Genomic DNA, 19,695 nt, shown 5'->3' on the forward strand with positions numbered 1-19,695 from the left:
TCGACGAGTCGGATCAGCCGAAGCGGCCCGACACGTAGTCCTCGGTCGCCTGGACCGACGGGTTCGAGAAGATCGTCGCGGTGTCGTCGTACTCGATGAGCTTGCCCGGCTTGCCGGTGCCCGCGATGTTGAAGAACGCGGTGCGGTCCGAGACGCGAGAGGCCTGCTGCATGTTGTGCGTCACGATCACGATCGTGTACTCGTTCTTCAGCTCCTCGATGAGGTCCTCGATCGCGAGCGTCGAGATGGGGTCGAGGGCCGAGCAGGGCTCGTCCATCAGCAGCACGTCGGGAGAGACGGCGATCGCGCGGGCGATGCAGAGACGCTGCTGCTGGCCGCCCGAGAGGCCGGAGCCCGGCTTGTCGAGGCGGTCCTTGACCTCGTTCCACAGGTTCGCGCCCTGGAGCGACTTCTCGACGAGCGAGTCGGCGTCCGACTTCGAGATGCGGCGGTTGTTCAGCTTGACGCCCGCGAGCACGTTGTCGCGGATCGACATCGTCGGGAACGGGTTCGGGCGCTGGAAGACCATGCCCACCTGGCGGCGGACGAGCACCGGGTCGACGCCCTGGCCGTAGAGGTTGTTTCCGTCGATCAGCACCTCGCCGTCGACGTAGGCGCCGGGGATCACCTCGTGCATGCGGTTGAGCGTGCGGAGGAAGGTCGACTTGCCGCAGCCGGAGGGGCCGATGAAGGCGGTGACGGTGCGGGGCTCGATGGTGAGACCGACTCCCTCGACCGCGAGGAACTTGCTGTAGTAGACGTTGAGGTCGTTGACTTCGATGCGCTTGGACAACGGAGATCCTTAGGGTTAGCGGCCGAGCTTGGGGGCGAAGGTGCGCGCGACCAGGCGTGCGAGGAGATTGAGGATCATGACGATCAGGATGAGGACCAGCGCGCCGGTCCAGGCCCGATCGAGGTAGGCGGCGGCGTCGGAGCCCTGGTCCGCGTACTGACGGAAGACGTAGACCGGGAGGGTCATCATCCGGTCGTCGAACGGGTTGTAGTTCATCGACTGCGTGAAGCCGGCGACGATCAGGAGCGGCGCGGTCTCGCCGATGACTCGGGCGATCGAGAGCATGACGCCGGTGACGATGCCGGCGATCGAGGTGGGGAGGACGATCTTGACGACCGTGAGCCACTTCGGCACGCCGAGGGCGAACGACGCCTCGCGCAGCTCGTTGGGCACCAGTCGCAGCATCTCCTCGGTCGAGCGGACGACGACCGGGATCATCAGCACCGACAGCGCCACCGCACCGCCGAAGCCCATCCGGACGCCGGGCTCGAAGAAGAGGACGAGGAGCGCGTAGGCGAACAGGCCCGCGACGATCGAGGGGATGCCGGTCATGACGTCCACGAAGAAGGTGATGCCGCGAGCGAGCGTCCCCCGGCCGTACTCGACCAGGTAGATGGCCGTCATCAGGCCGATCGGGATCGAGATGACCGCAGCGATCGCCGTGATGATGAGCGTCCCGATGATGGCGTGCAGCGCTCCGCCGCCCTCACCGACGACGTTGCGCATCGAGGAGGTGAAGAAGAGGATGTCGAAGCGTGCGGCGCCCGCGGTGACGGCCGTGTACATGAGCGAGATCAGCGGGATCAGCGCGATGACGAACGCGGCGGTGACGAGAGTCGTGACGACGCGGTCGGTCGCCCGGCGCGCCCCCTCGATGAGCCGCGCGAGGACGAAGACGGCGATCGTGTAGAGCACCGCGGCGAAGAACACCGTGCCGACGACGTCGAAGCCCTCGGTGGTGCCGGAGGCGGCGAGGAGTCCGTAGACGAGCGCCATGATCGCGAGGCTGCCGACGAGGAGGGCGGCGGGCGCCCACTTGGGCAGCTGCCCGTTCGTGAGGGTGTTGACCGGGGCGAGCGGGGCGTCCTCGACGCGGCGCTGCCTGGGCGGAGTGATCGTGACCATCAGTTCGCTCCCGAGAAGGCCTTGCGGCGGTTGATGATGTAGCGGGCGAGCATGTTGACGAGGAGCGTGATGATGAACAGCATCAGGCCCGAGGCGATCAGCTCGTTGATCTTCAGGCCGTAGGCCTCGGGGAAGCTCAGCGCGATGTTCGCGGCGACGGTGTTCGAGTTGGTCGACTGCAGCAGAGCGAAGTTCACGACGAACGAGGGCGAGAGGACGATCGCGACGGCCATGGTCTCGCCGAGCGCGCGGCCGAGGCCGAGCATCGAGGCCGAGATGATGCCGGGGCGGCCGAAGGGCAGGACCGCGGTGCGGACCATCTCCCAGCGGGTCGCGCCGAGGGCGAGCGCCGCCTCCTCGTGGAGGGTCGGCGTCTGCAGGAACACCTCGCGCGAGATCGCGGTGACGATCGGGAGGATCATCACGGCGAGCACCAGCGCGACGGTGAGGATGGTGCGGCCGGTTCCCGAGACGGGGCCGGCGAAGAGGGGGAACCAGCCGAACGCGTCCGTGAGGAACGTGTAGAAGGGCTGCACGAACGGCGCGAGGACGGTGATGCCCCAGAGGCCGAAGACCACCGACGGCACGGCGGCGAGCAGGTCGATGATGTAGCCGAGACCCTGCGCGAGCCGGCGGGGCGCGTAGTGCGAGATGAAGAGGGCGATTCCGATCGAGATCGGGACGGCCACCACCAGCGCGAGGGCTGCCGCGTACACCGTTCCGAAGACCAGGGGCCCGACGTAGGCCCAGAAGCCCGCGCCCCCCGAGATGTCGTCCGAGGGTGCAGTGAGTGCAGGGATCGACTGGACGACGAGGAAGAGGGCGACGGCGGCCAGGATGATGAGGATCAGCGTGCCCGAGGCGACGGCCGATCCGGCGAAGATCCGGTCGGCCGGTCGCTGCTTCGCCTTGATGGCGCCGACTGGCCGCTCAACGGTGCTCATGTGGGTTCCCTGCGTTCGAGGTGGTGTCGGGTGTCGAGCCGAGAGGCGGCCCCGAACCCATTGTGGTCGGGACCGCCTCTCGAGGGGGTGCTACTGGATGGACTCGATCGAGGTCGCGACCTGGGCCGAGAGCTCGGAGGAGAGCGGCGCGGCGCCGGCGGAGGAGGCGGCCTCGGCCTGGCCCTCGTCGCTGGTCACGTAGCCGAGGTACGCCTTGACGAGCTCAGCCGTCGCGGGGTCCTGGTACTCCTGGCACGCGATGAGGTAGCTCACCAGGACGACCGGGTAGACGCCGGCCTCCTCGGTGGCGTAGTCGATCTCGTACGCGATGTCGTTCTCGGGACGGTCGGTCGCCTCGGGGGAGGCGTCGACGATCGCGGCAGCGGCCTCCGGGGAGTACTCGACGAACTCCTCGCCGACCTTGACCTTGGCGGTGCCGAGGTCACCGGCGCGCGAGGCGTCGGCGTAGCCGATGGTGTTCTGGCCGTTGGTCACGGTGTCGATGACGCCCGAGGTGCCCTGGGCCGCCTCGCCGCCCTCGTAGGGCCAGACGCCGTCCGGCTCCGCGTCCCAGACGTCGGGGGCGGTCGTGTTGAGGTACGCCGCGAAGTTCTCGGTGGTGCCCGAGTCGTCCGAGCGGTGCACCGCGGTGATGTTGGCGTCGGGGAGCGTCGCGTCGGGGTTGAGCTCGGCGATCTCGGGGGCGTTCCACTTGGTGATGGTGCCCTTGAAGATGCCCGCGGCGGTGGCGGCGTCGAGGTTCAGCTCGTCGAGACCCTCCACGTTGAAGACGATCGCGATCGGCGAGATGTAGGCCGGGACGTCGATGGCCGAGGTGCCCTCGGCGCACTTGCCGAAGGAGCCGTCGAGCTCCTCGAGGTTGAGCGCGCGGTCGGAGCCGGCGAAGTCGGCGCCGCCGGCGATGAACGCCTCGCGGCCCGCGCCGGAGCCGTCGGGCGAGTAGTTGACGGTGACGCCGGGGTTGGCACCCTGGAAGGCGGCGACCCAGGTCTCCTGGGCGGAACCCTGCGAGGAGGCGCCGATGCCGTTGAGGGTGCCCTCGAGGCTGCTGGCCTCACCGGAGGAGGAGCCGTCGGCGGGAGCGGTGTCCCCTTCGTTGGCTGCACAGGAGGTCAGCGTGATGGCTGCGACGGCGGCGATGACGGCCGCCTGGCCGAGACGCGAGAAACGCACAAGTATCCCTTTCGGGTAGGAAAGCATGGAAAACAGAACAGGGCTTGGTGCGGCCCGCAGGCGAGAGTACGGAGCAGGCGTGTCCTGGCACCGTCTCCTCGGTGAACGAGGGATGAACGGCGGGGTGGCCCGTTGCCGGATCCGCGCGATCGTCGCAGGGTTCGCCTCCTGCCGGACACGTCGAGGAACCGCGTGCGGATGGCGTCAGCCGAGCGGCGTGTGCGTCTCGATCGCGACGATCCCCGAGCCCGGATGCTCGGTCGAGAGGTGCACGACGGCGAAGCCTCCGGTGGGCAGGGCCGACGCCTCGTCGAGGTAGTCGCCGAGCGGAGTCGCTGTCGCCAGTGCGATCTCGCGCAGGATCTCGGGGATGACCGGTCCGTGGCTGCAGAGCACGGCCGACTTGCGCGCGCGGACGCGCTTGCCGACCACCGACCGGATGTCGGCGGTGCCCCGCTCGAACGCCTCCTGGCTGATGTCCTCCGAGAGGCGGACCGGCCGCTTGAGAAGGGAGGAGAGCGGCGCGATCGTCGCCCGGCAGCGCTTCGCGGTGCTCGAGACGAGGCGGCGCGGGCGCCAGGCGCTGATCGCGCGTCCCGCGGCGGCGGCCTCGTCCGTGCCCCTCCCGTTCAGCCGCCGGGTCGAGTCGCGGCCGTCCCAGGAGGAGGGAGGCACCGCCTTCCCGTGCCGCAGCACGACGATCGCGAAGGTGTCGAGCGTGCCGCGCCCCGCGATCCTCGCGAACTCGTCGACGACGGCCACGTCGTGCGGGTAGCTCAGGTATCCCCGTGCCCGCTTCAGGGTGACCCACTCGAGCGCCTCGACCTCGTCGTTGGGGAGGAAGTCGGAGGCGAGCACGGCCTTCTCGGTCACGCGCGCGGCCCAGTAGTACACCGTCTTCGGGCGCCCGTTGGGGAGGGTGTACTCGGTCGAGCCCAGTGGGACGCCGAGCGCCACCGCGAGTCCCGTCTCCTCCCGGATCTCGCGCACGGCCGTCTCGGGCGGGGACTCGCCCGGATCGACCTTGCCCTTGGGGAGGCTGATGTCCTTCCGGTGCGGCCGGTGGATCACGAGGATGTGCGGGCGCCCCTCGATGATCCGCCAGCACACGGCTCCTGCTGCGAAGACGGTCCCCGCCACGGCGTCAGCGGTTCGAGACCCGCGAGGCGGCTCGCGATGCGGCGCGCTTGCGGTGCGTGATGTGCTGCATCAGCCGGTTCTGGAGGTCGGACAGGGGAGCCCCGTCCTCGTCCAGGTGATGCCTGGTCCAGGTGCCGTCCGGCCCGAGCCACCACGACGCGGTCTTCGCGTCCATCGCGCGCTCGAACATGTCGTCGATCTCGCCGAGGTGCGCGGGCTCGACGATGCGCACCAGCGCCTCGACCCGGCGGTCGAGGTTGCGGTGCATCATGTCGGCGCTGCCGATGTAGACCTCGGGCTCGCCGCCGTTCACGAAGCTGAAGATGCGGGAGTGCTCGAGGTAGCGCCCGAGGATCGAGCGGACGCGGATGGTCTCGGAGAGCCCCTCCTGGCCCGGCTTCAGTCCGCAGATGCCGCGGACCCAGACATCGACCGGCACGCCCGCCTGGCTGGCGCGGTAGAGGGCGTCGATCACCGACTCGTCGACGATCGAGTTGACCTTGATGCGGATTCCGGAGGGGCGGCCCGCGCGCGCGTTCTCGGTCTCGGCCTCGATGCGCTTGAGCAGTCCCTTGCGCAGGTGCCTCGGAGCGACGAGCAGGCGCTTGAACTTCTTCTCGATCGCGTAGCCCGACAGCTCGTTGAACAGCCTCGTGAGGTCCTTCCCGACCTCGGGGTCGGCCGTCAGCAGCCCGAGGTCCTCGTAGATCCGGGAGGTCTTCGGGTTGTAGTTGCCGGTGCCGATGTGGGAGTAGTGCCGCAGCACGCCGCCCTTCTCCTGGCGGATGACGAGCGCGAGCTTGCAGTGGGTCTTCAGGCCGACCAGGCCGTAGACGACGTGCACGCCGGCCTTCTCGAGCTTGCGCGCCCACGAGATGTTGGCCTGCTCGTCGAACCGCGCCTTGATCTCGACCAGGGCGAGCACCTGCTTGCCCGACTCCGCCGCGTCGATGAGCGCCTCGACGATGGGGGAGTCGCCGGAAGTGCGGTACAGCGTCTGCTTGATCGCGAGCACGTCGGGATCGGCGGCCGCCTGCTCGAGGAACGCCTGCACGCTCGTCGCGAAGGACTCGTAGGGGTGGTGCAGCAGCACGTCGCCGCGCGAGACCGCCTTGAAGATGTCCTGGCGTTGGTTCGGCTCGCTCGGCGAGAGCTGCGCCGCCGTCGTCGGCACGTGGTTGGGGTACTTGAGGTCGGGCCGGTCGATCTTCTGCAGGCTGAAGAGCCCGCCGAGATCCAGCGGAGCCGGGAGCTTGTAGACCTCCTGCGTGGTGATGTCGAGCTCGCGGACGAGGAGCCCGAGGGTCTCGTCGTCCATGTCGTCGGTCACCTCGAGGCGGATGGGCGGGCCGAACCGGCGTCGCAGGAGCTCTTTCTCGAGCGCCTTGATGAGGTTCTCGGTCTCGTCCTCGTCGACCTCGACGTCCTCGTTGCGGGTGATCCGGAAGACGTGGTGATCGATGATCTCCATGCCCGGGAAGAGGTCGTCGAGCTGGTTCGCGATCAGGTCCTCGAGCGAGATGAAGCGCGTGGGCTCGCCGGGGGCGGCCACGCCGGCGATGCGCACGAAGCGCGGCAGCATCTGCGGCACCTTGAGTCGCGCGAACTCGGTCTTCTGCGTCTTGGGGTTCCGCACGCGCACCGACAGGTTGAGCGACAGCCCCGAGATGTAGGGGAACGGGTGCGCGGGGTCGACCGCGAGCGGCATCAGCACGGGGAAGATCTGCGCCGAGAAGTAGTCGTCGAGCACGGCGCGCTCGGCGTCGCTCAGCTCGTTCCACCGCACGATGTCGATCCCGGCATCGCGCAGCGCCGGCTCCACCAGCTCCTTGTAGGCCCGCGAGTGGCGCTGCTGCAGCAGGTGGGCCTTCTCGGAGATGTCCGTGAGCACGTCGACCGGAACGCGGCCGATGTTCGTCGGCAGGGCGAGGCCGGTGAGGATGCGGCGCTTCAGCCCCGCGACCCGCACCATGAAGAACTCGTCGAGGTTCGACGAGAAGATCGCGAGGAAGTTCGCCCGCTCGAGCACCGGAACCAGCGGATCCTCGGCGAGCTCGAGCACGCGCTGGTTGAACGCCAGCCAGCTGAGCTCGCGGTCGAGGTAGCGGTTGTCGGGGAGCAGGGGGTCGGGGTGCTCCTCCTCGTCGTCGAAGTCGTCGTCGAGGTCGTCGCTCAGTCCGTCTTCGAGAAGCAGGTTGTCGCCATCCATGCGTCCATCCTGGCACCGCGTCCGCGCGGTCCGCTCCACGCGTGGGGAACGCCGGATGAACGCGGACGGTGGAGGAGCCTCCGGCTCAGCGGACCGCCGGGCGCCGCTGCAGGTACTGCACGTCGACGGACGCGTCGGTGAAGCCGAGGGAGCGGTAGAGGGCGACCGCCGAGTGGTTCTCGGCCTCGACGTACAGATCGGCGGCGGTGCAGCCGCGCTCGACCATGCGCGCGAGACCGGCCCCGAGGAGCGTGCGGCCGAGCCCCTTGCCGGCGGTCTCCGGAGCGACCCCGAGGACGTAGATCTCTCCGGTCGTCGATCCGGGCTCGATCTTGAGCCAGTCGTAGCCGACGAGGCGGCCGTCGGCGTCGCGGAGGAGCAGGAAGTCGCCGTCGTCGAACCAGGCCTCGGCGCGGCGCGCCGCCAGGTCGTCCTCGGTGAGGCGGCCCTGCTCCGGGTGCGCCGCGAAGACCCGCGCGTTCAGCGCGACCCACTCGGCCGGATCGAGCCCGCTCGCATCCGAGAGGACGTAGCCGTCTGGCACGGTGACGACCGGCGCGGTGAGCGGATCGAGGGCGAGGTGCAGGAGCGTCCGGACCGGAGCGAAGCCGTGCGAGGCCGCGAGAGCCCGAGCGGCGGGGTGGTCGCCGTGCGCCCAGGCGAGAAGACCTGTCCGGCCGCCGGCGAGCACCTGCTCGAGCGTCGCGCGCCCGAAGCCGACGCCCCGCCACTCCGGATCGACCACGAATTCGAGCTCGCCCTGACCCAGGACGGCGGCCGCGACGACCACGTCGGCCCGGAGGCCGATGAGCAGCGTGCGGGATCCGGCCCGGGCGTCGACCAGGGTCTGGTCGCTGAACGGCGGCTGCCCGTCGAACCAGGAGGCGCGACCGATCAGGTGCTCGAGACCGGCCGACACGGTGGGGTCGGCCAGGTTCTCAACCGAGAGATTGAGCGATTCGCTCATTGTCCTCTTCGTAGACGTTGAAGCGGTATCCGACGTTGCGGACGGTGCCGATGAGCGACTCGAGGTCGCCGAGCTTGGCTCGGAGGCGCCGCACGTGCACGTCGACCGTGCGCGTCCCGCCGAAGTAGTCGTAGCCCCAGACCTCGCTGAGCAGCTGCTCGCGCGTGAACACCCGCGACGGGTGGGTGGCGAAGAAGCGCAGGAGCTCGAACTCCTTGAAGGTGAGATCGAGCGGCCGCCCGTGCACCTTCGCCGAGTAGCTCGCCTCGTCGATGACCACGCCGGACGCCTGGATCCGCGACGCCGACTGCTCCTGCGCGAGTCGCCCGATGACCAGGCGGATGCGGGCGTCGACCTCGGCCGGCCCCGCGGAGTCGAGGATCACGTCGTTCACGCCCCAGTCGGCGCTCACCGCGGTGAGACCGCCCTCGGTGAGGATGAGGATGAGCGGGACGTTGATGCCCGTGGTGGTGAGGATCTTGCAGAGGGACTTCGCGCTGGCGAGGTCCTGCCGTGCGTCGACGAAGATGAGATCGCAGCTCGGTGCGTTCACGAGCTGGGCGGGTTCGGCCGGGATCTGCCGCGTCTTGTGGCTGAGGAGCCCCAGCGCGGGAAGTACCTCGGTGCCCCCCGCAGAGGTCAGTATCAGCAACTGCGCCACGGATCCTCCAGAACTGTTCTGCCGCAATACTAGCGGCGGCCCGGGAGGGCCGATCGCCTGGGGCACAATTGACGGATGAGCAGCGATCGCGTGGGCATCGGCATCGTCTGGGCGCTCGCGCTCGTCGGCTCCGTCGTCACGCTGATCGTCGCCCCGGCCGGATCGGTGCAGATCTGGCTCGCGCTGACCTTCGGCGGCTGCGTCCTCGCCACCTTCGCGGTGCAGCTGGCCGTCGCCCGGGCCTCCGGCTATCTGATCCGGACCATGACGAGCATGGTCGGCGCGATGATCATCGTGGCGGTCGGCAGCGCGGTGGCGGCGCTCGCCTCTCTCTGACGCTCCTCGCGGACGGGTTGTTCCCACCCTCCGTGTCGGAGCCGCCGGGTAGGATGGGCTCATGCTTCTCGCCCTCGAACTCTTCTACCTCGGACTGCTCGGGCTCGCCTCCCTCGCGATCGCGTGGGTCTCGGGCATCGTCGTCTTCAAGCTCTACCGCGGCCAGCGCTAGCCGCCGGTCAGAGCAGGTGTGATCTCGCTCCCCTCGGGCCTGCCGCCCGAACTCGTCCCGTTCTCCTGGCTCCTCGGAGTGTGGGAGGGCTCGGGCGTCGTCGACTACGCCGTCGGCGACTCCTCCGTCCAGGCCGAGTTCGGTCACCGCATCAGCTTCAGCTACGACGGTCTGCCCTACCTCAACTACAGCTCCTACACCTGGCTGATCGAGGACGGCAGCGAGGTCGGCCATCGCCCGCTCGTGAGCGAGACGGGCTACTGGCGTCTCAGCCGGCCGCTCACCGACGCCGATGCCGGTCCCGCGATGCTCCCCGGCCGCGGGGCACCCGCCTACCCCGACGCCGAGTCCGTCGAGACGCTCCGCAACGCAGCGGGAGGCTTCGACATCGAGGTCTCGCTCGTGCACCCCGACGGCGTCAGCGAGCTCTACCTCGGTCAGGTCAAGGGGCCGCGCATCGACCTCGCGACCGACGCGGTCATGCGCACCGCCGCCGCGAAGGACTACGCCGCGGCGACCCGCCTCTACGGCCTCGTCGACGACCACCTGCTCTGGGCCTGGGACATCGCCGCGCTCGGTCAGGGCCTCCGCACCCACGCCTCAGGAAGGCTCGCCCGTGTCGACTGACGCCACCGCCACCGCACTCTCTCCGCTGCTCGCGGTCGACGGGGCCGTCGCGACGACGAGCGCCGCCGAACCGGGCGTTGCCGCGCACTACGGCGAGCCGTTCCGCGAGCAGCGCGCGCTCGCCGCGGGCACCGCCGTCGTCGACCTCTCCAGCCGCGGAGTCGTCACCGTCACCGGTCCCGACCGGCTCACCTGGCTCGACTCCGTCACCAGCCAGGCGCTGACGAGGCTCGCCCCCGGCGACTCGGCCGAGACGCTCCTCCTCGACCACACCGGTCGCATCGAGCACGTCATCCGCGTGGTCGACGACGGCGAGACGGCCTGGCTGCTCCTCGACCGCGACGAGACCGCGGGGCTCGCAGCCTGGCTCGACCGGATGCGCTTCCTCCTGCGCGTCGAGGTCGCCGATCGCACAGGCGACTTCGCGACGCTCGGAACCCTCGGCGACGCCTCCGCTGCGTCGTTCGCGCTCGTCACGGCGGGCGAGGGGGCCATCAGCTGGCTCGACCCGTGGGCGCAGGTGCAGCCGGGCGGCTGGCAGTACGCCGCGGTCGAGGGCCACCCCGCCGCCCACTGGCACTACCGCGAGACGCTCGTGCCCCGCGCGGCGCTCGGCGTCCTCGCGGGGAGCGCCGCGGAGGCGGGGGTCGCCCTCGCCGGCTCGGACGCGCTCGAGGCGCTCCGGATCGCCGCGTGGCGGCCCCGGCACGCGACCGAGGTCGACGAGCGCTCGATCCCGCACGAGCTCGATCTGCTGCGCTCCTCCGTGCACCTCGCGAAGGGCTGCTACCGCGGGCAGGAGACCGTCGCCAAGGTCCACAACCTCGGCCACCCGCCCCGCAGGCTCGTGCTGCTCCAGCTCGACGGATCCGACTCGGCGCTCCCCGCTCACGGCGACGTCGTCACCGCGCCCCGGGGCGGCGAGCCCGTCGAGGTCGGCACGGTCACCTCGAGCGCCTGGCACTTCGAGGACGGACCGATCGCACTCGCCGTCGTCAAGCGCTCCGTCCCCGTCGATCTCGAGCTGACCGTGATCGCCGGCGAGGTCCGCGTCGCGGCCGCGCAGGAGGTCGTCGTCCCGCCCGGAGCCGGAGCGGAGGCGGGAGTGCCCCGCCTGCCCCGCCTCGGGGCGACGACCAGGTAGGCCGCGCCGTGGCGGCCGCACCTCCCGAGCGTCGGGACCGGGCGGCCGAGGCGCTCCGTCGGTTGATCGGCGACGGGTTCAGCCCGGGGAGGGGGCTCGCCCGTGCGGCGGCGTCGCTGCCCGCGGTGCTGCAGATCGTGCTCGCCGCGATCCTCGCCTACTCGGTGTCGCGCTTCGTCTTCGGGCACCCGGCCCCGGTGCTGTCGCTCACGGCCACGATCTCGAGCCTCGGCATCGCCCGCGACACGCGGCCGAAGCAGGTGGCCGAGACGGCGCTCGGGATGCTCATCGGCATCGCGGCGAGTGAGGCCCTCCTGCTGCTGTGGGGCACGGGCGTGTGGCAGCTGGCGGTCGTCCTCGCGATCGTGTTCACGCTCGGGCGCGCCCTTTCGCCGGCGCCGGGATTCGCGGTCGCGGCCGGCACCCAGGCGATGCTCGTGATGATCCTGCCGGCTCCCGACGGCGGTGTCTTCACCCGGAGTCTGGACGGACTGGTCGGCGGTCTCGCGGCCCTCCTGTGCACCGCGATCGTGCCGCGCAACCCGCTCCGGACGGCTCGGGCGGAGGGGCGCCGCCTCCTCGCGACGCTCGCGACGACGATCGACGAGCTGGCCGATGCTCTCCGCAGAGGAGACGCGAGCGCCTCGGCCGCGGCTCTCGAGCGGATCCGGGGGACGCAGCCGGTCATCGACGGCTGGTCGGCCGCCCTCGAGTCGGCCATCGGGATCGCCAGGATCTCGCCCTTCATCCGCAAGCACCGCGGCGGCCTCGAGCGTCAGCGCGCGATGCTCGACGCCCTCGATCTGGCGACGCGGAATCTGCGGATCGTCGCCCGACGCACCGACTTCCTCGTCGGCGACGGCAGGCCGAGGCCGCAGCTCGCCGACGCGGTCGCCTCGTTCGGGCCGGGGATCGCACTGCTCGCCCGCGCGCTGTCGGAGCCGGCCGCCCTCGCCCTCGCCCGGCAGGATCTCGTCCTCCTGGCGACGACGCTCGACCCCCAGGAGCTGATCCCCGACGCACGTCTCGCCGAAAAGACCCTCCTCGTGATCCTGCGGCCGCTCGCCGTCGATCTGCTGACGGCGGCCGGCTCGGACGCCGCGGAGGCGAGAGCGGCACTGCCGGAGCTTCGGTGAGGGTCAGGCGTTGGTCGCGTCCTGCACCTCGCCGACCAGCTCCTCGATGATGTCCTCGAGGAAGAGGACCCCGGTCGTGGCGCCCGCCGTGTCGACGACCCGGGCGATGTGGGCGCCGGAGCGGCGGAGGGAGGCGAGCGCATCCTCCAGGTCGTCACCCGCGGAGACGGCGGCGAGGCGGCGGATCCGCTTCGGCGGCACCGGGGCGTCGGCCGCGTCGAGGTCGGACACGTCCTTCAGGTGCAGGTACCCGGCGGGGAGCCCGTCGGCGCCCGCGAGCAGGTAGCGCGAGTACCCGTGCTCGGCGACCGCGCGCCGCACGTCCGACGGCGTCGACTCCCACGGCAGCAGCACCATCTCGTGCAGCGGCACGGCGACGTCCGAGACGCGCTTCGAGGTGAACTCGAACGCCGCGGTGACCGTGCCGGAGGCGTCGACGAGCAGTCCCTCGCGGGTCGACTGGCGCACGATCGCCGCGACCTCGTCGAGCGTGAACGCGCTGGTCGCCTCGTCCTTCGGCTCGACGCGCACGAGGCGGAGGATGCCGTTCGCGACCGCGTTCAGCGACCAGATGACCGGCTTCACCAGGCGCGAGACCACCACGAGCGGGGGAGCGAGCAGGAGGGCCGCCCGCGTCGGGACCGAGAACGCGAGGTTCTTCGGCACCATCTCGCCGAAGACGACGTGCAGGAGGGTCACCAGGAGCAGCGCCGCGACGAACGCGATCACGCCGATCGCCTCGGCGGACAGCGTGGTGAGGCCGAGGGGGATCTCGAGGAGGTGGTGGATCGCCGGCTCCGAGACGTTGAGGATCACCAGCGAGCACACGGTGATGCCGAGCTGGCTCGTCGCCAGCATCAGCGTCGCGTGCTCCATCGCCCACAGGGTCGTCTTCGCGGCACGGCTCCCGGCATCGGCTCTCGGCTCGATCTGCGAGCGTCGGGCCGAGATCACGGCGAACTCAGCGCCCACGAAGAAGGCGTTGACCAGCAGCAGGACCACCAGCCACGCGATCCCGGGCAGGTACTCACTCATGGACGGCTCCTTCCGCGCGGATCGAGGCCGCGGTGGCGGCACCGCCGTCGGTGTCGGGGGTGAAGCGGACGCGGTCGACGCGGTTCGCAGCGACCCGGTCGACCCGGAGCACCCCTCCCTCGACGGCGACCTCGTCGCCGAGCTCGGGGAGCCGTCCGAGGCGGGAGGAGAGGAAGCCCGCGACGGTGTCGTAGTCCTCGCCCTCGGGGACGCTGACGCCGAGGCGCTCGACGACCTCGTCCGGGCGCAGCTCGCCTCCGAAGGTGGCCGATCGGCCGGTGCGGATCACTCCGGCCCGGCTGCGGTCGTGCTCGTCCTCGAGTTCGCCGACGATCTCCTCGACGAGGTCCTCGAGGGTGACCACGCCCGCCGTGCCGCCGTACTCGTCGACGACGACGGCGATCGCCAGTCCGCTGCTGCGCAGCGGAGCCAGGAGGGCGTCGGCCCGCGCGGTCTCGGGAACGCGCATCGGGGGGACCATCAGCGACTCCGCCGTCGCCGATGACCGGAGCTCGGGAGCGAGCGCGAAGGCGTGCTTGACGTGGAGGACGCCGCGGACGTCGTCGGAGTCGCGGCCGAGGACGGGGAAGCGGGAGAAGCCGGTGCGGTTGGCGATCTGCACGACCTCGTCGGCCGTGCTGTCGAGCGAGACAGACGCCATCCGCACGCGCGGAGTCATCACATCGGCCACGCTCCGGCTCGAGAAGCGGAGGGTGCGGTGCAGCAGATCCGCGTGATCGCGGTCCAGAGTCCCCTCGAGCGCCGAGCGCCTCACGAGCGAGCCGAGCTCGCCCGCGCTGCGCGCACCCGACAGCTCCTCCTTGGGCTCGATGCCGAAGGAGCGGATCAGGGCGTTCGCCGTGTTGTTGAAGAGCACGATCACCGGCTTGAACACCGTCGTGAACGCGATCTGGAACGGCACGACGACCTGGGCCGTCTTGAGGGGGAGTGCGAGCGCGAAGTTCTTGGGAACGAGCTCGCCGATCACCATCGAGAAGACCGTGGCGATGACGACACCGACGACGGCGCCGATACCGGGCACGATGCCCTCGGGGACGCCGATCGAGCGGAGCGGTTCGGACAGGAGGGAGCTGATGGCGGGCTCGAACGTGTAGCCGGTGAGCAGCGTCGTCAGCGTGATGCCGAGCTGCGCACCCGAGAGGTGCGTGGAGGTGATCCGGAGGGCCGAGATGGTCGGGTCGAGGCGCTTCTGGCCGCGGTCTCGACGCTCCTCGAGCTCGTTGCGGTCGAGATTGACGAGGGCGAACTCCGACGCGACGAAGAGTCCGGTTCCGACGGTGAGGACCAGGCCGATGACGATGCCGAGCCATTCAGGCACGCCGAGCACCGCCGATCAGGTCGGGAAGTGCGCACGCGCGCGAGGGTTCGGGTGAGGGAGGGTCGTCCATGGGGAGCGACGGTATCGCGCCCACATCTGAGAATGCTCACAGGAGTGGCGGGGTAGCGGGCGCGACAGCCTCCCACGCGACGGTCACCTCGCCGAGCCGCCAGCGCCGGGGCCCGTCGAGGATCGGCCAGTCGGCGCGGAGCGACCGGATGCTCGCCTGCCAGCGCTGGATCGGGCCGTAGACGGCGAGCGGAGCGTGCACGATCCAGGCGCGCTCGAGCGCCTGGAGGAAGGCGTGCACCCGCTCGCCAGGGACGTTCCGGTGGATCAGGGCCTTGGGGAGGCGCTCCGCCGCGATCATCGGCGAGGGGACGCCTCCGACCCGGAGCGAGAGAGTCAGCGATCGCGGACCGTCCCGGCCGACCTCGACCCAGGTGCAAATGCGCCCGATCTCGTCGCACGTGCCCTCGACGAGCACGCCGTCGGGCGCGAGCCGGTCGGTCATCACCTGCCAGGCACCGGCGACCGCGCTCTCGTCGTACTGACGGAGGACGTTGAAGGCGCGTACCACCTGCGGCCGGCGGCCCCCGGGCAGCGGGATCTCGAAGCCGCCGCGGTCGAAGCGCACGCGGGCGTCGCTCGGGAAGGCGGTGCCTCCCTCCCTGACCCGTTCGAGCTCGCTCCTCGCCGTCGCCACGCGCGCGGGGTCGATCTCGAGACCGACGACCTCGACGCCGGGCGCGACCGTCGCCAGTCGGCGGTGGAGCTCGAGCGTCGTCACCGCGCTGGCGCCGAAGCCGAGATCGACGACGAGGGGTTCGGCGGTGCTCCGCAGCACCGGCAGCTCGGCCAGCCAGCGATCCACTCGGCGGAGGCGATTCGTGCCCGTCGTCCCGCGGGTCACGGCTCCGATCGGCATGCCGCCCAGCGTATCCGCGGCGACACGGGCCGCCTCTACACTGGGCGCATGTCCGAGACCTACACCCTCATCCTCGTGCGCCACGGCAACAGCGAGTGGAACCAGAAGAACCTGTTCACCGGCTGGGTCGACGTGCGGCTCACCGATCAGGGCGTCGCGGAGGCGACCCGCGCGGGCGAGCTGCTGACCGAGGCGGGGCTGCACCCCGACATCGTCTACACCTCCCGCCAGACCCGCGCGATCCAGACCGCGAACATCGCCCTCGAGACCGCCGACCGGCTCTGGATCGACGTCAAGCGCTCCTGGCGGCTCAACGAGCGCCACTACGGCGCGCTGCAGGGCAAGGACAAGGCGCAGACGCTGGCCGAGTACGGGCCGGAGCAGTTCCAGACCTGGCGCCGCTCCTTCGACGTGCCGCCGCCCCCGCTCGACGACGACGACCAGTACTCGCAGGCCCACGACGAGCGCTACGCCGACCTCGGCGACGACCTCCCGCGCACCGAGTCGCTCAAGCTGGTCATCGAGCGGATGCTGCCGTACTGGGAGTCGGACATCAAGCCCGACCTCGCCTCGGGCAAGACGGTGATGATCACCGCGCACGGCAACTCGCTGCGGGCGCTGGTGAAGACCCTCGACGGCATCTCCGACTCCGACATCGCCGAGCTCAACATCCCGACGGGCATCCCGCTCGTCTACACGCTCGACGAGAACTTCGAGCCGACCGAGCCGGCCCGCTACCTCGACCCGGAGGCGGCCGCCGCGGGTGCCGCCGCCGTCGCCGCCCAGGGCGCCAAGAAGTAGCCCTCGCCCCGTCGAACGGCCCGCGGAACCCCGGTTCTCGCGGGCCGTCCGCGTCTGCGCCCGGCCTCGGAGCACCTCCGGCTCGTGAAACCACGTTCGGCTCGCAGGATCACACGACGCCCACGAGCCGAGGCAGAACTCTCCGGTCACGCGGCTGACGAGTGCCGTCCGCCGAACGATCTGTGCCGTACAGCTCTACCGCCTGGCATAGGCGAAGCGCCGAATCGCGTGCTAGCGATTCGGCGTAGCCGTTCGTGACCCGCTCTGCAGTTCGCGACCCCACTGGAGAGCCGACCGCGGTCGAGATCGCGCTTCGCGCGATCTCGACCGATGGATTCAGGCGTAATCGCCCGAGATCAGGTACTGCACCTTCTTGGCGATCGACACCGCGTGGTCGGCGAAGCGCTCGTGGTAGCGGCTGGCGAGGGTGGCGTCGACGGTGTCGGCGGCCTGTCCCTTCCACGCCTCGCTGAGGACCTTGTCGAAGACGCTCACGTGCAGCTCGTCGATCTTGTCGTCCTCGTCGCGGATCTCCTCGGCGATGCGGCCGTCCTGCGAGCGGAGGAGCTCGGTCAGCTTGTGCGCGACGACGACGTCGAGGCGGCCCATCTCGACGAAGGTCGGACGCAGGCTCTTCGGGACGACCTTGTCGGGGAAGCGGTAGCGCGAGAGCTGAGCGATGTGCTCGGCGATGTCGCCCATCCGCTCGAGGGAGGCGCTGATGCGGAGCGCCGAGACGACGGTGCGGAGGTCGCGGGCGACAGGGCCCTGACGGGCGAGGATGTCGATCGCCAGCTCGTCGAGGCTGATGGCGAGCTCGTCGATGCGGGGGTCGTTCGCGATCACCTCTTCGGCGAGTGCGACGTCGGAGTGGTTGAACGCCTGGGTCGCCTTCTCGATCGCGATCTCGACGAGTCCGGAGATCTCGACGAGACGGTCCTGGACTTCGGCGAGCTCCTGCTGGAATACTTCGCGCATCTTCTGATCGTCCCTCTCTGCGGCACGCACGGAGGACGGTGCCGTTCGGCGTCGCGCATCGCGCGCGACCCTGGGCCTGCACCGAGACGGCGCAAGCGCAGCAATGATGACCACGGCAGGTTAACGGACGGTGCCGGGGGTTTGAACAGTACTCGACCCCCAGCCGGGCGGTCGGCGTCCGGTAGGGGGACGGCCGGTGGATGGTTAGCCTGGGACCGTGGATACGGGCTTGTTCGTAGTTCTGGCGCTCGTGCTCGGGTTGGCCATCGGCGTCGTGATGACGACCGTCGTCACCCTCGCCGCACGTCAGGGTCGGATCGCCGCGGAGGTCGTCACCGTCGGTCTGCCCGAGGGGATCGACGCGATCATCGACGCCGTCGGTGCGCCGGCGTTCGTGACGGACCCCTCCCACAACGTCCTCAAGGCGTCGACCAGGGCGATCTCGCTCGGACTCGTCTCGCAGGACACCCTCCTCCACCCCGACCTCGTGGCTATCGTCGACCGCGTGCGCCGCTTCGGCGACGACATCGAGCAGGATCTCGAGCTCCCGACGAGCCCCCTGTCGGACGCGGCCGTCACCCTCGTGGTGCACGCGACGAGGCTCGGCTCCCGCTTCGTCCTCGTCCTCGCGGAGGACCACACCGAAGCGCGTCGGCTCGAGGCCGTGCGGCGCGACTTCGTGGCTAACATCTCGCACGAGCTGAAGACCCCGATCGGCGCCGTCGGGCTCCTCGCCGAGGCCCTCGACTCGGCGGCCGACGACCCGGTGCAGGTGCGCCGCTTCGCCCACCGCCTCACCCAGGAGTCGCACCGCCTCGCCAAGATCACCCGCGAGATCATCGAGCTCTCCCGCCTCCAATCGACCGACGTCGCCGCAACCGCCGAGGTGATCCGCGTGGACGACATCGTCCGCGCGGCGCTCGAGACGACCCACGTGATGGCGGAGTCGCACGACGTGACCCTGGTCAAGGGCGGGATGAAGAAGGCGTACGTCGCCGGCCAGGAGAAGATGCTGGTCTCGGCCCTGCACAACCTGCTCTCCAACGCCATCCAGTACTCGCCGCCCGGATCCCGCGTCGGAGTCGGAGTGCGCGCGACAGGCGGCGTCGTCGAGATCGCGGTCACCGACCAGGGCGTCGGCATCCCCGAGGAGGACCTCGACCGAGTGTTCGAGCGCTTCTACCGCGTGGACCAGGCCCGCTCCCGCCACACCGGAGGAACCGGCCTCGGCCTGAGCATCGTCAAGCACGCGGTGCAGAACCACGGAGGCGACGTCCGCGTCTGGTCCAAACCGGGACGCGGCTCCACCTTCACCATCCGACTCCCCGAAGTAGACCCGGCCAGGACGCCCTTCGCGTCGACGGCCCCGATAGGAGACACCGCGTGACCAGCATCCTTCTCGTCGAGGACGAGAGCGCACTCAGCGAGCCCCTGAGCTACCTGCTCGAGCGGGAGGGCTACGACGTCACGGTCGCCGAGGACGGCACCCGCGCGGTCGCCGCGTTCGACGAGGGCGACTACGACCTGATCCTGCTCGACCTGATGCTCCCGGGAATGCCCGGAACCGAGGTGTGCCGCGAGATCCGCACCCGATCCTCCATCCCGATCATCATGGTGACCGCCAAGGACTCCGAAGTGGACATCGTCGTCGGGCTCGAACTCGGCGCCGACGACTACGTCACCAAGCCCTACTCGACCCGCGAACTCCTCGCCCGCATCCGTGCCGTCCTCCGCCGCCGTACCGAGGACCCGGGGGAGGAGCGGATCGTCATCGCCGGCCCCGTCCGCATGGACATCGAACGCCACACGGTCGAGGTCGACGGCGTCGAGACCCCGATGCCGCTCAAGGAGTTCGAACTCCTCGAGATGCTCCTGCGCAACGCCGGACGCGTCCTCACCCGCGGCCAGCTCATCGACCGCGTCTGGGGCAGCGACTACTTCGGCGACACCAAGACCCTCGACGTCCACGTGAAGCGCATCCGCTCGAAGATCGAGAAGACACCGAAGGAGCCGACGCTCTTGGTTACTGTCCGCGGCCTCGGCTACCGCTTCGACAGTTGATCGCGGGCCCTGGCGGGGGCATCTGCGGCGTTGTCGTCGGTTGCCATAGCTCCGCTATGGCGCCCTCCTCCGCCTTGCAGCTACCCCCGCCAGGACCCGCGATCC

General features: G+C 70.3%; 19 protein-coding genes. 7 read left to right on the forward strand and 12 right to left on the reverse strand.

All coding sequences use genetic code 11. The features are described 5' to 3' along the window. Positions 1-13: 13 nt before the first annotated feature. From pstB to B9Y99_RS03205, 8 genes are all read right to left on the reverse strand, one after another. A complete protein-coding gene (gene pstB / locus B9Y99_RS03170) occupies positions 14-793 on the reverse strand; it encodes a phosphate ABC transporter ATP-binding protein PstB (protein WP_085475130.1) in 780 nt (259 codons plus the stop codon). 15 nt (positions 794-808) lie between these two features. After that, a complete protein-coding gene (gene pstA / locus B9Y99_RS03175; protein ID WP_085475131.1) occupies positions 809-1,918 on the reverse strand; it encodes a phosphate ABC transporter permease PstA in 1,110 nt (369 codons plus the stop codon). Next, complete coding sequence (pstC, locus tag B9Y99_RS03180) at positions 1,918-2,862, reverse strand: phosphate ABC transporter permease subunit PstC (protein WP_085475132.1); 945 nt, start codon at positions 2,860-2,862, stop codon at positions 1,918-1,920. Before pstC ends, pstA begins: the two co-directional genes overlap by 1 nt. A gap of 90 nt (positions 2,863-2,952) precedes the next feature. Next, a complete protein-coding gene (locus tag B9Y99_RS03185; protein ID WP_085475133.1) occupies positions 2,953-4,056 on the reverse strand; it encodes a phosphate ABC transporter substrate-binding protein PstS in 1,104 nt (367 codons plus the stop codon). A 204-nt stretch (positions 4,057-4,260) separates the two neighbouring features. Next, complete coding sequence (locus B9Y99_RS03190; protein ID WP_085475134.1) at positions 4,261-5,196, reverse strand: NUDIX hydrolase; 936 nt, start codon at positions 5,194-5,196, stop codon at positions 4,261-4,263. Between the two features lie 4 nt (positions 5,197-5,200). After that, positions 5,201-7,405, reverse strand: coding sequence for an RNA degradosome polyphosphate kinase (locus B9Y99_RS03195; RefSeq protein ID WP_085475135.1), 2,205 nt, complete (start codon positions 7,403-7,405; stop codon positions 5,201-5,203). An 85-nt stretch (positions 7,406-7,490) separates the two neighbouring features. Beyond that, the gene (gene mshD, locus B9Y99_RS03200; RefSeq protein ID WP_085475136.1) at positions 7,491-8,372 is read right to left on the reverse strand and encodes a mycothiol synthase; all 882 of its coding nucleotides are present in this window, start codon (positions 8,370-8,372) and stop codon (positions 7,491-7,493) included. Then, the gene (locus B9Y99_RS03205) at positions 8,344-9,033 is read right to left on the reverse strand and encodes a winged helix-turn-helix domain-containing protein (protein WP_085475137.1); all 690 of its coding nucleotides are present in this window, start codon (positions 9,031-9,033) and stop codon (positions 8,344-8,346) included. Before B9Y99_RS03205 ends, mshD begins: the two co-directional genes overlap by 29 nt. Before the next feature lie 75 nt (positions 9,034-9,108). On the opposite strand from B9Y99_RS03205, the gene B9Y99_RS03210 reads away from it, so the two are divergent. The 4 genes from B9Y99_RS03210 (at position 9,109) to B9Y99_RS03225 (ending at position 12,448) form a co-directional block, all read left to right on the forward strand. Then, positions 9,109-9,369: a hypothetical protein gene (locus B9Y99_RS03210; protein WP_085475138.1), complete on the forward strand. Its 261-nt coding sequence runs from the start codon at positions 9,109-9,111 to the stop codon at positions 9,367-9,369. 190 nt (positions 9,370-9,559) lie between these two features. Beyond that, the gene (locus tag B9Y99_RS03215) at positions 9,560-10,168 is read left to right on the forward strand and encodes a nitrobindin family protein (RefSeq protein WP_085475139.1); all 609 of its coding nucleotides are present in this window, start codon (positions 9,560-9,562) and stop codon (positions 10,166-10,168) included. After that, positions 10,158-11,312, forward strand: coding sequence for a CAF17-like 4Fe-4S cluster assembly/insertion protein YgfZ (gene ygfZ / locus B9Y99_RS03220; RefSeq protein ID WP_085475140.1), 1,155 nt, complete (start codon positions 10,158-10,160; stop codon positions 11,310-11,312). The genes B9Y99_RS03215 and ygfZ overlap by 11 nt, the downstream gene beginning before the upstream one ends. A gap of 8 nt (positions 11,313-11,320) precedes the next feature. Continuing rightward, a complete protein-coding gene (locus tag B9Y99_RS03225; protein ID WP_129587871.1) occupies positions 11,321-12,448 on the forward strand; it encodes an FUSC family protein in 1,128 nt (375 codons plus the stop codon). A 3-nt stretch (positions 12,449-12,451) separates the two neighbouring features. On the opposite strand, the gene B9Y99_RS03230 is transcribed toward B9Y99_RS03225, so the two are convergent. From B9Y99_RS03230 to B9Y99_RS03240, 3 genes are all read right to left on the reverse strand, one after another. Then, positions 12,452-13,483, reverse strand: a complete 1,032-nt coding sequence (locus B9Y99_RS03230; RefSeq protein ID WP_085475142.1) for a hemolysin family protein — start codon at positions 13,481-13,483, stop codon at positions 12,452-12,454. Beyond that, the gene (locus B9Y99_RS03235; RefSeq protein ID WP_085476211.1) at positions 13,476-14,822 is read right to left on the reverse strand and encodes a hemolysin family protein; all 1,347 of its coding nucleotides are present in this window, start codon (positions 14,820-14,822) and stop codon (positions 13,476-13,478) included. The genes B9Y99_RS03230 and B9Y99_RS03235 overlap by 8 nt, the downstream gene beginning before the upstream one ends. Positions 14,823-14,928: 106 nt before the next feature. Next, on the reverse strand, positions 14,929-15,750 hold the full coding sequence (locus tag B9Y99_RS03240) for a class I SAM-dependent methyltransferase (protein WP_085475143.1): 822 nt from the start codon (positions 15,748-15,750) through the stop codon (positions 14,929-14,931). 48 nt (positions 15,751-15,798) lie between these two features. On the opposite strand from B9Y99_RS03240, the gene B9Y99_RS03245 reads away from it, so the two are divergent. Continuing rightward, positions 15,799-16,551 carry a phosphoglyceromutase gene (locus B9Y99_RS03245; protein WP_085475144.1) on the forward strand — a complete coding sequence of 251 codons (753 nt, stop codon included), beginning with the start codon at positions 15,799-15,801 and terminating at the stop codon, positions 16,549-16,551. A gap of 336 nt (positions 16,552-16,887) precedes the next feature. On the opposite strand, the gene phoU is transcribed toward B9Y99_RS03245, so the two are convergent. After that, positions 16,888-17,529, reverse strand: a complete 642-nt coding sequence (gene phoU, locus B9Y99_RS03250; RefSeq protein WP_085475145.1) for a phosphate signaling complex protein PhoU — start codon at positions 17,527-17,529, stop codon at positions 16,888-16,890. A gap of 229 nt (positions 17,530-17,758) precedes the next feature. Here phoU and B9Y99_RS03255 point away from each other — a divergent pair, with 229 nt between their 5' ends. Together B9Y99_RS03255 and B9Y99_RS03260 are read left to right on the forward strand one after the other, a co-directional pair. Next, entirely contained in the window at positions 17,759-18,916 is a 1,158-nt protein-coding gene (locus B9Y99_RS03255; protein WP_342097144.1) for a sensor histidine kinase, read from the forward strand. Further along, positions 18,913-19,590 carry a response regulator transcription factor gene (locus B9Y99_RS03260; RefSeq protein WP_085475147.1) on the forward strand — a complete coding sequence of 226 codons (678 nt, stop codon included), beginning with the start codon at positions 18,913-18,915 and terminating at the stop codon, positions 19,588-19,590. Before B9Y99_RS03255 ends, B9Y99_RS03260 begins: the two co-directional genes overlap by 4 nt. Positions 19,591-19,695: the final 105 nt, after the last annotated feature.

It is taken from the genome of Rathayibacter oskolensis, assembly GCF_900177245.1.
In the GTDB taxonomy this organism is placed as follows: Bacteria; Actinomycetota; Actinomycetes; order Actinomycetales; family Microbacteriaceae; genus Rathayibacter; species Rathayibacter oskolensis.